9 protein-coding genes and 2 pseudogenes are annotated in these 13801 nt (G+C 64.0%); 9 read left to right on the top strand and 2 right to left on the bottom strand.

Annotation, left to right across the window (positions count from 1 at the left end):
• Positions 1-2: 2 nt before the first annotated feature.
• Genes biuH through atzF form a run of 5 tightly spaced genes read left to right on the top strand, consistent with a single transcriptional unit; the run spans position 3 to position 5057 of the window.
• Positions 3-704 carry a biuret amidohydrolase gene (gene biuH / locus O7A70_RS00505; protein WP_337138522.1) on the top strand — a complete coding sequence of 234 codons (702 nt, stop codon included), beginning with the start codon at positions 3-5 and terminating at the stop codon, positions 702-704.
• Positions 705-714: 10 nt separating this feature from the next.
• Entirely contained in the window at positions 715-2244 is a 1530-nt protein-coding gene (locus O7A70_RS00500; protein WP_337138520.1) for an ABC transporter ATP-binding protein, read from the top strand.
• Positions 2244-2912 (top strand): cysteine hydrolase family protein, encoded by a 669-nt coding sequence (locus O7A70_RS00495; protein WP_337138519.1) that lies wholly within the window; start codon positions 2244-2246, stop codon positions 2910-2912. The genes O7A70_RS00500 and O7A70_RS00495 overlap by 1 nt, the downstream gene beginning before the upstream one ends.
• Complete coding sequence (locus tag O7A70_RS00490; RefSeq protein ID WP_337138517.1) at positions 2905-3255, top strand: cupin domain-containing protein; 351 nt, start codon at positions 2905-2907, stop codon at positions 3253-3255. Before O7A70_RS00495 ends, O7A70_RS00490 begins: the two co-directional genes overlap by 8 nt.
• Positions 3252-5057: an allophanate hydrolase gene (gene atzF, locus O7A70_RS00485; protein ID WP_337138515.1), complete on the top strand. Its 1806-nt coding sequence runs from the start codon at positions 3252-3254 to the stop codon at positions 5055-5057. Before O7A70_RS00490 ends, atzF begins: the two co-directional genes overlap by 4 nt.
• 293 nt (positions 5058-5350) lie before the next feature.
• Here the strand turns inward: atzF and O7A70_RS00480 are convergent, their stop codons facing one another.
• Positions 5351-5773, bottom strand: a complete 423-nt coding sequence (locus O7A70_RS00480) for a CBS domain-containing protein (RefSeq protein ID WP_337138513.1) — start codon at positions 5771-5773, stop codon at positions 5351-5353.
• A 602-nt stretch (positions 5774-6375) separates the two neighbouring features.
• Between O7A70_RS00480 and O7A70_RS00475 the strand changes: the two are divergent.
• Together O7A70_RS00475 and O7A70_RS00470 are read left to right on the top strand one after the other, a co-directional pair.
• Positions 6376-6480 (top strand): annotated as a pseudogene (locus O7A70_RS00475) (DDE-type integrase/transposase/recombinase); the annotation flags it as partial.
• Positions 6481-6527: 47 nt separating this feature from the next.
• Positions 6528-7009 (top strand): annotated as a pseudogene (locus tag O7A70_RS00470) (DUF3363 domain-containing protein); the annotation flags it as partial.
• Positions 7010-7036: 27 nt separating this feature from the next.
• Here O7A70_RS00470 and O7A70_RS00465 read toward each other — a convergent pair.
• A complete protein-coding gene (locus O7A70_RS00465; RefSeq protein WP_337138511.1) occupies positions 7037-8686 on the bottom strand; it encodes a winged helix-turn-helix domain-containing protein in 1650 nt (549 codons plus the stop codon).
• 287 nt (positions 8687-8973) lie between these two features.
• On the opposite strand from O7A70_RS00465, the gene O7A70_RS00460 reads away from it, so the two are divergent.
• Positions 8974-10830 carry a beta strand repeat-containing protein gene (locus O7A70_RS00460; protein WP_337138510.1) on the top strand — a complete coding sequence of 619 codons (1857 nt, stop codon included), beginning with the start codon at positions 8974-8976 and terminating at the stop codon, positions 10828-10830.
• Positions 10827-13712: an autotransporter domain-containing protein gene (locus tag O7A70_RS00455; protein ID WP_337138509.1), complete on the top strand. Its 2886-nt coding sequence runs from the start codon at positions 10827-10829 to the stop codon at positions 13710-13712. The genes O7A70_RS00460 and O7A70_RS00455 overlap by 4 nt, the downstream gene beginning before the upstream one ends.
• Positions 13713-13801: the final 89 nt, after the last annotated feature.

Raw genomic sequence — 13801 nt, 5'->3', positions numbered from 1 at the left:
CTGTGAACGCCAGAGCCGAAATCACCCAGCACACGATCGACGCAGAGCCTTATCCGTGGCCCTACAATGGCGATCTGAGGCCCGACAACACGGCGCTGATCATCATCGACATGCAGACCGATTTCTGCGGGCCGGGCGGCTATGTCGACCACATGGGCTACGACCTGTCGCTGGTGCGGGCTCCGATCGAACCAATCAAGGCCGTGCTCTCGGTGATGCGGGCCAAGGGCTACACCATCATCCACACGCGCGAGGGGCATCGGCCCGATCTCGCCGACCTGCCGGCCAACAAGCGCTGGCGCTCGCGCCGCATCAATGCCGGCATCGGCGACCCAGGTCCGTGCGGGCGCATCCTGGTGCGCGGCGAGCCGGGCTGGGACATCATCCCCGACCTCTACCCGATCGAGGGCGAGCCGATCATCGACAAGCCGGGCAAGGGCTCGTTCTGCGCCACCGATCTTGAGCTGATCCTCAACCAGCGCGGCATCGAGAACATCGTGCTCACCGGCATCACCACGGATGTCTGCGTCCACACCACCATGCGCGAGGCCAACGACCGTGGCTATGAATGCATGATGCTGGAGGATTGCTGCGGGGCCACCGACCACGGCAACCATCTGGCGGCGATCAAGATGATCAAGATGCAGGGCGGCGTCTTCGGCACGGTGTCGAATTCGAAGGCGCTCGTCGCGCAGCTGCCGTGAGGAGGGCGCTATGAGTGACAGCGTCAGAAAGGCCGTCGGCGTCGAAACCATCGGCATGACCATGCGCTTCGGTGCCTTCACGGCGCTGGACGCAGTATCGGTGAAGGTGCCGGCAGGCTCGTTCCACGCGCTGCTCGGCGAGAACGGCGCCGGCAAGTCGACCTTGGTCAAATGCATGATGGGTTTTTATCACCCGACCTCCGGCGACATGCTGGTCGATGGCCGGGAGGTCAAGATTGCCAGCCCCAGGGATGCCTCGGCGCTCGGGCTCGGCATGGTCTACCAGCACTTCACGCTGGTGCCGTCGCTGACCGGAGCGGAGAACCTTGTCATCTCGCGGGAAAAGGTGCCCGGCATCATCGACTGGCGCAAGGAGCGGGGCGATCTTGCCGTGTTCATGGAGCGCATGCCGTTCAAGCTGCCGCTCGACGTCAAGGTGGCGGAGCTTGCCGCCGGCGAGAAGCAGAAGCTCGAAATCATCAAGCAGCTCTATCTCGGCCGCTCCTTCCTGGTGCTGGACGAGCCGACATCGGTGCTGACGCCGGGCGAAGCGCAGGAGGTGCTGGGGCTGGTGCGCGACATGACCAGGGCCGGCGACCTCACAGTGCTGATGATCTCGCACAAATTCCATGAGGTCACGGCATTCGCCGACGATGTCAGCGTGCTGCGCAAGGGCAAGCTGACGGGAACTGGCCGCGTCACCGACCTCGACCACAAGGCGATGGCGGCGATGATGATCGGCGACCAGCCGATCGTCACGCTTGACAGCCGCGCGACGCCGAAACCCGATGCCGAGATCGTGCTCAAGGTCAAATCGCTGAAGGCACCGGATCGAACCGGGCTGAAGTCGATCAGCATCGACGACCTCGGCGTGCGCTCGGGCGAGATCGTCGGCATCGCCGGCATTTCCGGAAACGGCCAGAAGGAGTTTCTGGAAGTGCTTGCCGGCCAGCGTCCGCGTGACGCCGGCGAGGTGTTGGTGCGCGGTGCCGCCTATGTCGCGACGCGTGCCGAGGCGCGGGCGCTCAATGTGCGGCTCATTCCCGAAGAGCCGCTGAAGAATGCCTGTGCGCCGAAAATGACGGTGGCCGAAAACATCTCCTTCCGCACCTTCGACATGGACGGCAATGGCAGGCCGGTGAACTGGATCAGCACCAGTGCCATTCGCGCCTTCAGCGCCCGCCTGGTCGAGCAGTTCAAGGTCAAGACCGCCTCGCTGTCCTCGCCCATCGCCTCGCTGTCGGGCGGAAATGTGCAGCGTGCGGTGCTGGCCCGCGAACTGACCGGCGAGGTCGACCTGCTGATCGTCTCCAACCCCTGCTTCGGCCTCGATTTCTCGGCGGTGGCCGAAATCCGCGCCCGCATCATGAAGGCGCGCAACGCGGGCGCGGCCGTGCTGTTGATGTCGGAAGACCTCGACGAGCTCTTGGAATTGTCCGACCGCATTTTCGTCATGTCGGATGGCGCGCTGGTCTATGAGACGCCGATCGGCCGGGCGAGCGTGCAGACCATCGGCGAGCATATGGCGGGACATCATTGATGGCGGAAATCGACGCGCAGCCGTTCGCCTTTGCGTTCAAGCCCGACACGATGGCGCTGGTCGTCATCGACATGCAGCGCGATTTTGCCGAGCCCGGCGGCTTTGGCGCCAGCCTCGGCAACGATATCAGCCGCATCGCCGCGATCGTGCCGACAGTGAAGAAGCTGATCGAGGGGTTCCGCGCCGCCGGCCTGCCTGTGATCCACACGATGGAGTGCCACCGCGCCGACCTCTCCGACCTGCCGCCGGCCAAGCGCAACCGCGGCAATCCGTCGATCCGTATCGGCGATGTCGGACCGATGGGCCGCGTGCTGATATCAGGCGAACCGGGAACGGCGATCCTCGACGAGTTGGCGCCGCTGCCCGGCGAGATCGTCATCGAGAAGCCGGGCAAGGGCGCCTTCTATGCGACGAGCTTCGGTGACGAGCTGAAGCGGCTTGGCGCGCAGCAACTGGTTTTCGCCGGCGTCACCACCGAGGTCTGCGTGCAGACCACGATGCGCGAGGCCAATGATCGCGGCTATGAGTGCCTGCTCGCCGAAGATGCGACGGAAAGCTATTTTCCGGAGTTCAAGGCAGCGGCGCTTGCCATGATCCGCGCCCAAGGCGCCATCGTCGGCTGGACGGCGACGACCGACCAGGTGCTGCAGGGAGTTGCGAATGGCTAATCTGAGTTTTGCCGGTCTCGTCGGTGGCGGCTGGCGCGAGCTGGCGTTCGAGCCTTTTCGCGACGGCATCACGGTGCATTGGCTGCTCAAGGGCGGACCGGTCGAGCCGTCGGTGGCGATCCTCGACTACCGGGCCGGCGCCGGCGTGCCGCGCCACCGCCATGTCGGGCTGGAAACCATCATCGTGCTCGAGGGCACGCAGAGCGATGAGAACGGCGATTATCCCAGGGGCAGCGTCATCCTGAACCCGGTCGGGACCGAGCACTCGGTGTGGACTAAGGATGGCTGCGTCGTGCTGATCCAGTGGGACCTGCCGGTAATTATTCTGGGGGAGGCCATGTGAGCGAGATCCGCTTCGATATCGTCAGTCTGCACACAGCCTATGCCAGCGGCGTGACTGTCGCGGATATGATCGATGCCGTGCATGCTCGCATCGTGGCGGCTGACGATCCCGGCATCTTTATCCATCTGCCCGGGAAGACGGACATGCTGGCGCAGGCACAAGAGCTCGGACCGTTCGATCCAGCGACCAAACCGCTGTGGGGCGTCCCGTTCGCGGTCAAGGACAATATCGATGTCGCCGGCATGCCGACCACGGCAGCCTGCGCCGAATACGCCTATGTGCCGGAGACGGACGCTACCGTCGTGGCGCGGCTGAAGGCGGCCGGCGCGCTGGTCGTCGGCAAGACCAATCTCGACCAGTTCGCCACCGGACTGGTCGGCGTTCGCACGCCTTACCCGATCCCGAGGAACGCTGTCGATGCCAGCCTTGTGCCTGGCGGCTCGTCCTCAGGGTCAGCGGTGGCGACGGCGCGTGGCATCGTCTCCTTCGCGCTCGGCACCGACACGGCTGGGTCCGGCCGCATCCCCGCCGGCCTCAACAATATCGTCGGGCTGAAGCCGACTGTCGGTGCGCTCTCGGCCGCCGGCGTGGTGCCAGCCTGCCGCACACTTGACTGCGTCTCCGTGTTCGCACTCACCGTCGAAGATGCCTATACGGTGTTCGGCGTCGCGGCGGCCGAGGATCCGGCCGACGCCTATTCGCGCGCGATCAAGGTGCCGGCGCTTGCCGCCCGGCCGCCCGTGCTGAACGTGGGGGTGCCGGCCAAAAGCGACCTGAAGTTCTTCGGCGACGCTTCGATGCAGGCCGGCTTCGAGGCAGCACTTGGCCTTCTGGAAACGCTTGGCTGCCGGCTGGTCGAAATTCCGTTCAGCGATTTCTACGCCACCGCCAATCTTCTCTACGAAGGCGCCTGGGTCGCCGAGCGCTACGCGGCGATCAGCGACTTCATGGACGCCAACGAGGCCGCCATGCATCCGGTGACGCGCAAGATCATCGGCGGCGCCAGAAGTCTTTCGGCGGCCGACGCCTTTCGCGGCCTCTATGCCTTGCAGGCCTATAAGGCGAAGCTCGCCCCGGTCGTCGCCTCGGTCGACCTCTTCTGCGTGCCGACCGCGCCTACGCATTACACCACAGCCGCGGTGCTTGCCGATCCGGTCGCGACCAACAGCCGGCTTGGCACTTACACCAACTTCGTCAACTTGCTCGATATGTGCGGCGTCGCCGTGCCGACAGGCAGACGCGGCGACGGCCTGCCGATGAGCGTCACCTTGCTGGCGCCGGCCGGCCGCGATGCGCTGACGGCGATGCTCGCCCGCGACCTGCATGCGCAGAGCGGCCTGCCGCTCGGCGCAACGGGTTGGCCGCAGCCCGGCCCGCGGCCGGCCGCCGTGCCGCCATGCGACGGCATGATCGACCTGGTGGTGGTCGGCGCGCATCTGTCGGGCATGCCGCTCAACGGCCAGCTCAACCAGCTCGGCGCGCAATTCCTGCGCGCGACCAGGACCGCCGCCGCTTACAAGCTCTATGCGTTGGCCGGCCAGTCCGTGCCCAAGCCCGGCCTGATCCGCGTTGCCGATGGCGGCATGCGGATCGACGTCGAGGTCTGGCGGCTTGGGCCTGAGGCTTTCGGCCGTTTCGTCGCCGCTATTCCGGCTCCGCTCGGCATCGGCACGGTCGAACTTGACGACGGCACCCCCGCCAAGGGTTTTCTGGTCGAAAGCGCGGGCCTGGACGGTGCCTCCGACATCTCCTCATTCGGCGGCTGGCGCCGCTTTGTCGCACGCGGCAATAGTTTTTGGTAGCGGGAGAGCGCTACCGCCAATACAGCGCTGCAACTGAGTTCGTCTGTTGAAGGGACTTCGCAAGCGAGGCCAGCAGGTTCAAATCCTCTCCCCGCAACCAATTTCATCATAAATCACTGGCCGTCCCGATCTGATCGATCGGGGCGGTTCTTTGCGTTCTGTGCCTCTCAAAGCCGGGTAATTTGTAGCGCGCAAATTCGTTTGGCCACCTCCGCGCAACTTCATTTGGCACCAACCGGACGGCTAATGGGCGAAGCCCGACGGATATCAACTATCCGCCGGGCGAGCCGCCTTCAGTGGTGGTGGGCGGAAACGCTCTTGACGTATTCGGACACAAGTTCCCTCGGCGCCGACTGACCGACGTCGCCGACGCTGAGGATGCCGACCATCCGCATACTCTTGTTGATCACCGGCAACCTGCGGATTTTCAGTTCCTCCATGTGCCGCATGGCCTTGGCCAGATCGTCGTCTTCGCGGCAGCAGTGAATGCCGGTCGTCATGACATCGCGCGCCGTCGCGGAGCGGCTGTCGAAACCATCCTTCGCCAGTCCTTTGCAGACAATGTCGCGGTCGGTCACCATTCCGATCAGCCGGTCGTTCTCTCCGATGGGAATGGAACCGATGTCCTCGGCCCGCATCAATTGCGCCAGTTCGGTGACGGTGGTTTCGGGACTGACCCAGTCGACTCCCTTGTGCATTGCGTCTTTGACTTTCATGACTGACCTCCCTTTCTGAGGTTGGTGCATGTCCCTCTGTCTCATATTACCGCGAACTGGATTTTCTGGAAACATGATGAGGCGCGCCGGCGCAGAACGGTGGAGCATGGACGAGTACGTTGAATGCGTGCCGATCGTCTTCTCTTCGAGCGGTCGAGCCGCTGTCCTCTTCGGCACCATGCACCATCTGGCGCTTAGGGTGTTGGCGGATGGCACATAGTTAAGGCATCCTCCGAACGACTCAGAGCGACCGACCCGCATGAGCGATCCCGGACAACAATCGAAGGCGAGGATCATCTTTGAGCCGCTCGGCCTCGACCACATCAAGAAGCAGGACCTGCTGATCGGTCTCGTTGGCGTTCGGCGTAATCCACCAGCGCCGTCCTCGCAGCAAAGCCTGGCCTCCGGATGTCCCCGGAGATATTCGATCGCATATTCGGCATCCACCGTTCTCGTTGCCGCATCCACGGACGTTTGCTCGTTCCTCCGCCGTCGGCGATCGCTTAGGGACTATACCTGATGATGGAGTCTGTTGCAGTAAGAAGCCATCACGTCCGGCGGACGGATTTATCGGGCGCGCTATCAGCTGCTGCCCGGCCGGCGCTGTCACCCGTAAATGGCATGTCGATGAGACCGATGTGAAGGTTCGTGGTCGATGGATGTACCTGTATCGTGCCATCGACCGCGTCGTCGACACGGTGGAATTCGAGAGCCGCGCCGCTGCCTATGACGCCGGACGCACCGGCAGGCCAATATCCGCGTCCTCTCGACCTTCGACCTGGGAAAGCAGATTGGCGCGGATGGTTCGACCTGGCTCGACCGACGGCTTGTGTCGGCCGAGATGTCCGACCTTGCGCCATCCGGTTTTGGCCAGCAGGTCCGCGATGCGGTCGACCGTTGCCGTGAGCATCATATCGACCGTGGCGACGCCACCCGTCAGCCGAACGGCGGTACGCTCTATCGGCGCAATCTTCTCGCCATGCCGCGCGAGCGCGACATCGCTCGGATCGGCGCACAGATGGCCGCGACCAAAGCGCTCCGTTCCGCGCCGCGAAGGATGGCGAAACCGTCAGTGGCAAGTTCACAGGGACGGTCCAGCTATCGAGCGGCAAGTTCGCCGTGGTCGAACAGAACCATGAGTTCACGCTGGTCCCATGGCGGCCGGTGATCGACCGGGAGGTGAGTGGGATTGTTCAGGGCGGATCGGTGTCCTGGCAGTTGGGGCGGCAGAGGGGGGCTCGGTATTTAGCCTTTGGCGTTTGGTCATTCCGGCAACCCGGCGGCAACCATCAGGCTCAAAACCCGTTCGTACGCCTTCAGATAAATCGCGCTGTTGTTTTCGGTGGGGGGCTGTACGTCGCGCGAGGTCGACCCGGGTCTCAATTCCAAGGCCATCACCATGGCCGCCTTGGCGTCCTCGGTTCGGCCCAATTGCTGATAGGCCGCCGCCAGAGCCATATGCGTGCGTCCGCTGGCCGGCGTGATGGCGATCGATCGTTGCAGCCAGGGCAAGGCTTCTTCCGCGCGACCCATCAAAAGGTACGTCCAGCCTGCGCCGACCGCCCATGTCCAGCGCGCGACCTGGGGCGTATCGAACCGGTCTGCCTGCCTGAACGAGGCGAGCGCATCGTCGAAGCGGCCCAGGAAAACCTGGGACAGGCCGATGAGGTATAGCGCGATCCCGTCCCACGGATCGTGGGCGAGCACCTTGCCGCATGCCACCAGACTTTCGACGAATTGGTTTGTCGCCGACAGATACCGGCACTGCGTTGCTAGCACCGGAATGTAATCGGGCCGCGCGCGCAGCACGCGTTCCATGATCGCGCCGACGCTGTTTTCGACCGCCTCGCGCTCCGCGGTGGGGAACCAGTCCATCTGAATCCCACGCAGTTGAAACTCGGCCAGCGCGACCTGCAGGTCGACATTGCCTGGGTCATCGGCGAGAGTTTTCTCTAGGATCGCCTGCGCTGCGCGAAAACGCTCCAGAGTCGTGCGGTTGATCGAGGCGGTCGCCTGTTCAATGGCGACCCTGGCAGTGTCGGTCGGCGAGCCTTCCGTCGCACGCTCGCCTGCTTTCAGCAGCGCGTTGATGCGAAGCGCCAGCGGGTGGCCCATGCCGGCGGTCAGGCGGGTCTGCTGAAGTTGCGCATCGGCGTCTGTCCGATCGATGGATAGCGACGTCGTCCACTTGATCGCGCCGGTTGCCGGTTCGGTCATGCGCGCGCGCAAATTCCACGCAGTTTCGGCCTTTTCCAGTTCACTGCTGACGACGTAATCGGCGCTCTGCGCAGTGCCGGACGGAGCCATCACGCGGATCGTCTCGATTTTCGCCAGCCCATCGGTCAGGTCGCGAGTGACGCCCGCAGCCATCCGGGCAGCCAACGGGTCATCGGCTGCCGCCGCCATAGGTATCACCGAGACGGTCACCGGCGAACCCGTAAAGAGATGGGAAGGCCACATCGTCGTCGCCAGGGTCGTTACGCCGAGCCCCGCCATGGCAACGAGTAAGGCGCGGCGGCGCATACTCAAATCGTGCCGGCCCGGTGCCGGTTCGTTCTTCGTTTCGGTTCCTATTGCCGGGTGCGCATCTCGAGGGACGTCCGTATCCGCACCACCCGACACCGTGGCGGCGAACAGATAGCCCCGGCCGGACATCAGCTTGATGATCTGCCGCTCTTCGTCGCCCAGCGCGGTGCGAAGCTCGCGGATGGACTGGAACAGGCTGTCCTCGCCGACATGGATGTCCGGCCAGACGGCCTCCATCAGTTCCTGCTTGCTGAGAATCCGCCCCGGATTGGTGGCGAAGACCTTCAACATTTCGAGGCTTCTCAGCCGGATTCTGATGACGGCGCCATCCGGCCCACGCAGTTCGGCCCGCTGCCGATCCAGTTCAAATCCCAAAAACCGCAACACGCCTCAACTTCCCCCCAAACCGCAAAAATTGGCTCCGATTATCATAAAACGCGGCAAGGCGCGGTCCATTCAGAAAATAACGGAAACGTTCAGAACATCGCGCCCTCCGATTCAGGACGTTTGCGGCGCGCGGTGGCAGGGATGGCCGACAACAGCGTGGGCGAAGGGTGAATCGGTATCCGGCGGCCGCGCGTTTCTTTGCGGGCTGGGGAATCATGTTTTCAAGAATAACTTTGGCGCGCAGCGCCACGTCACCGCGCAGCGTCATTGGGCACCGCACGGCCTCATTGAGCGACCTTATGCGCGCCGCCTTGCTGGCCTCGACGGCGCTGACGGTCGCCGCCTATCCGGCTCCGGTGCGGGCGCAGGACGCGACCTGGCTCGCCAGTCCGGCAGACGGCGGTTACAACAACGGCGCCAACTGGAGTTCCGGCGGCATGCCGAGCGGCACGGCCACCTTCGGCGCCTCGACCGTCACCAGCCTGTCGATTACCTCAGGTGTCACCCTGGACGGCTGGACGTTCAACGCCGGCGCCTCGAATTACGACTTCAACAGCAGCGCCGTGGTCGACTTCACCGGCGCCGGCATCGTCGTCAATGGCGGCAGCGCCGCCGTCACCAACAACTCCGTCCTGTCTTTCTACAACACCAGCACGGCCGGCAGCGCCGCCATCACCAACAACAACGGCCTGAATTTCGCCAACAGCAGCACGGCCGGCAACGCCACCATCACCAACAACAACGGCCTGAATTTCCTCGACAGCAGCACGGCCGGCAACGCCACCATCACCAACAATGCGGCCGGAACGCTGATCTTCACCGACACCAGCACGGCCGGCAGTGCCGCCATCACCAACAACGGCACTCTGGACTTCTACAACGACAGCGCGGCCGGCAATGCCGCCATCACCAACAATGCATATCTGACGTTCTGGAACAACAGCACGGCCGGCAGCGCCGCCATCACCAACAATGCCGGCGGCATGGTCGATTTTTCCCTCGCGGCCGGTCCGAACGGTGACGGCAGGCTGAGCGCGGGGTCGATCGAGGGCGCCGGCAATTATTACCTTGGCGCCAACGAACTGACGGTCGGCTCCAACAACCTGTCGACCGAGGTCAGCGGTATGATCTTCGATGGCGGCGGCGGCGGCGGCCCCGGCGCCTCGCTGGTCAAGATCGGCTCGGGCATGCTGACCCTGTCCGGCGCCAACACCTATAGCGGCGGCACCACCGTCAACGACGGCACGTTAAAGCTCGGCAATGCCGGCGGGACCGGCGTCATTCTGGGGACCCTCACCGTCGTTGGTGCGGGTACGGTCGATGTCGTCAACGCCGACATGAGCCGCATCACGACGATCTCGAACGCCGGCAGCATCTATTTCCGCGACGGCAGCGCTGGCAGCGCCACCATCGCCAACAACGGCTATCTGGAATTCTACAACACCAGCACGGCCGGTAGCGCCGGCATCACCAACAACGGCACTCTGAATTTCTACGACACCGGCACGGCGGACAGCGCCAGTATCACCAACAACACCGGCGCTCTGAACTTCTATGGCAGCGGCACGGCGGGCAATGCCGACATCACCAGCACCGGCAGCGGCCTCGTGCAATTCCGCGATACCAGCACGGCGGGCAGCGCTACCATCAACAACGACGGCGTCATGTATTTCTTCGAAGCCAGCACGGCGGGCAGCGCCACCATCACCAATAATGGTAATGGTAGCCTGGATTTCTACAACACCGGCACGGCGGGCGACGCCCGTATCACCAACAACAACGCTCTGACTTTCCACGACACCAGCACCGCCGGCAGCGCCTCCATCACCAACGGCAGCGGCGCTTCTCTGTCTTTCTACAGCGTCAGCACGGCGGGCAGCGCCACCATCACCAACAACGGCTTCCTGACGTTCCTGGAGGCCAGCACGGCGGGCAATGCCGCCCTTGTCAACAATGCCGGCGGCGAGGTCAGTTTCGCGTATAGCGGCGGCCCGAACGGCGACGGTAAACTGACTGCAGGCTCGATCGAGGGCGCCGGCAATTATATCCTTGGCGCCATGGAGCTGACGGTCGGATCGAACAATCTGGCCACCGAGGTGAGCGGCGTCATCTCCGGCAGCGGCGGCGCGTCTCCACCGAGGTGAGCGGCGTCATCTCCGGCAGCGGCGGCTCGCTCAACAAGATCGGCACGGGCACGCTGATCCTGAGCGGAGACAACATTTATAGCGGCGGCACGACGATCGCGGGCGGCACGCTCCAGTTCGGCGACGGCACGTCGACCAACAGCAATAATCTGGGCGGCAGCGTCAACGTGACCGGCGGCACGCTGGCAATCCAGTCGCCGACGGCCCTGAATGTCGCTGATACCGTGACCTTCGGCGACAACACCGCGCTTTCCATCGCCGCCGGCGCGAACAGCCCCGCGCTGTCGGCCAACAGTGTCGCGATCGGCAACAATGTGGCCTTCAACATCAGCGGCATCACCGATGCGAGCCAGCTCGACAAGGTGCTGATCGACACCGCATCCGGCATCAGCGGCGATTTCGCCAGACTGAACGTGGGCGGTTTCGCCGGCGCGGTGGACTACCTCACCGTCTCCACCCGCAAATCGGACGACAGCCTGCAATATCTCGCCAGCTACGGCCTGGCCTGGAACGCCGGCAACAATCTCGCCGATGGCACCTTCACGCTGACCAACACCACCGACAGTTTCACGGTCGGGACGGTGCTGGCCGATCAGGCGGCGAACGGGGCCACCGGCTGGAACGGAACCGCACTCACCAAGGCCGGCGCGGGCACGCTCATCCTCACCGCCGACAACACCTATACCGGCGGCACGACCATCTCCGGCGGCACGCTCCAGATCGGCAATGGCGGCACGACCGGCTCGATCACCGGCAATGTCGTCAACGACAGCGTGCTGGCCTTCAACCGCTCCGATGCGATGAGCTTCGCCGGAAATATCTCCGGCAGCGGCGCCGTGCAGCAGATCGGTTCGGGAACGACGATCCTGACCGGGGCCAACACCTACACCGGCGGCACGACGATCTCCGGTGGCACGCTGATTGGCAACACGACCAGCTTGCAGGGCAACATCCTCAACAACGCCGCGCTGACTTTCGACCAGTCATCGGCAGGAAGTTTTGCTGGCGTGATTTCCGGCACGGGCGCCCTCACCAAGGATGGCGCAGGTGCTCTCACGTTGACTGGTGCCAATACATACACTGGCGGCACGATTATTACGGCAGGAACGTTGATTGGCAACACAACCAGTTTGCAGGGCAACATCGCCAACAACGCCGCGCTCATTTTCGATCAGATTGCGACAGGCACCTATGCCGGCGTGATCTCCGGTAGCGGCTCGCTGACGAAGGCCGGCGCGGGGGAATTGATTCTGACCGGAAACAGCTCGGCCTATTCGGGCACGACCGATATTGCCGCGGGTCTACTCGCCATCAACGGCTCGCTCGGCGGCGTGATAAACTTCTCCGGCGGAACGCTCGGCGGTTCGGGTTCGCTGGGCAACGTCACCATCGCCTCTGGCGGAAGTATCGCGCCGGGCAATTCCATCGGCACGCTCAATGTTGCCAATATCACCATGGCTGCCGGCTCGACCTATAGTGTTGAACTCAACAATGGCGGGTTCGTCGCCGGCACCAACAACGATCTCATCAACGCCACAGGCACGGCCACTATCAACGGCGGAACTGTACATGTCACGCCGGTCAACGGCACCGATACCGGCACCACCTATACACCCGGCACCTACACCATCCTCACCGCGGCGGGCGGCGTCACCGGAACCTTCACCGCGCTCACCGACGATTACGCCTTCCTCAATTTCGCGCTCGGTTATGATGCGAACAACGTCACCTTGACCTCCACGCTCGCCGCGACGAGTTTCTGCCTCGCGGGTATGACGACGAACCAGTGCGCCACCGGCGATGCCGCCTTCTCGGTCAACTCGGGCAGCCTGTTCAACGCCTTGCTCAATCTCACCGCCGCCGAAGCACCGGGCGCGCTCGACCAGCTCTCCGGCGAGGCACATGCCTCGTTCAAGACCGCGCTGATCGAGGACAGCCGCTTCATCCGCAATGCCGTCAATGACCGCATCCGCGCGGCCTTTGACGCCGTCGGCGCATCGGGCACGGTCTCGACCTATGACGGCGGAAAGCCGGTGACGGTGAAGGCGAATACCGACCGTTTCGCGGTCTGGGGCCAAGGCTTCGGCTCGTGGGGCCACACGAGCAGTGACGGCAACGCCGCCCATCTCAACCGCAAGACCGGCGGCTTCTTCATCGGCGCCGATGCGCCGGTGTTCGACACCTGGCGCATCGGCGCGGTCGCCGGTTACAGCCAAACGTCCTTCGACGTGAAGGATCGCCGCTCATTCGGTTCGAGCGACAACTACTATGTTGGACTCTACGGCGGCACGGCCTGGGGTGATGTCGCGTTCCGGGCGGGGGCTGCCTACACCTGGCACGACGTCTCGACCAACCGGAGCGTGACGTTCCCCGGCTTTGGCGACAGCCTGAAGGGCGACTACAACGCCGCGACGGCACAGATGTTCGGCGAGCTCGCCTATGGCTTCAGCGCGGGCAGCGCCCGGGTCGAGCCCTTTGCCAACCTTGCCTACGTGAACCTCCACACCGATGGTTTCACCGAGCAGGGCGGCACAGCGGCGCTGACCGGCGCCTCTGATAACACCGACGCGACCTTCACGACACTAGGCCTTCGGGCCTCGACGACCTTCGACGTCGGCGGAACCACGCTCACTGCGAAGGGCATGGTCGGCGGGCGTCATGCCTTCGGTGACACGGCGCCGACCTCGACCATGCGCTTTGCGGGCGGCGGCAATGCCTTCACCATCGGTGGGGTTCCGATCGCTCGGGATGCCGCGGTGATCGAGGCCGGTCTCGATTATGCGATCACGCCCAATGCCACCCTCGGCCTCTCCTATGGCGGCCAGTTCGGCTCGGCAATGTCCGACCAGTCGGCGCGCTTCAACTTCAACGTCAAATTCTGATGGGGAGCGGCGTGAACGAACAGAGACAGAGCTGATCCGGCGCGAAGCATTCGATGCGAAACGCGAACATGATGAAATCGGCAATGCAA

The sequence above is a fragment of the Mesorhizobium sp. Cs1299R1N1 genome (assembly GCF_037179655.1).
In the GTDB taxonomy this organism is placed as follows: Bacteria; Pseudomonadota; Alphaproteobacteria; order Rhizobiales; family Rhizobiaceae; genus Mesorhizobium; species Mesorhizobium salmacidum.
Note: the sequence above shows the minus strand (reverse complement) of the source record. Positions and strands in the feature narration are given on the sequence as shown.

What these genes read in the sequence shown, in the direction of transcription:
- O7A70_RS00490 (WP_337138517.1), top strand. Translation starts at nt 2,905, where the DNA reads ATGGCTAATCTGAGTTTTGCCGGTCTCGTCGGTGGCGGCTGGCGCGAG.
- O7A70_RS00495 (WP_337138519.1), top strand. Translation starts at nt 2,244, where the DNA reads ATGGCGGAAATCGACGCGCAGCCGTTCGCCTTTGCGTTCAAGCCCGAC.
- O7A70_RS00500 (WP_337138520.1), top strand. Translation starts at nt 715, where the DNA reads ATGAGTGACAGCGTCAGAAAGGCCGTCGGCGTCGAAACCATCGGCATG.
- O7A70_RS00480 (WP_337138513.1), bottom strand. Translation starts at nt 5,773, where the DNA reads ATGAAAGTCAAAGACGCAATGCACAAGGGAGTCGACTGGGTCAGTCCC.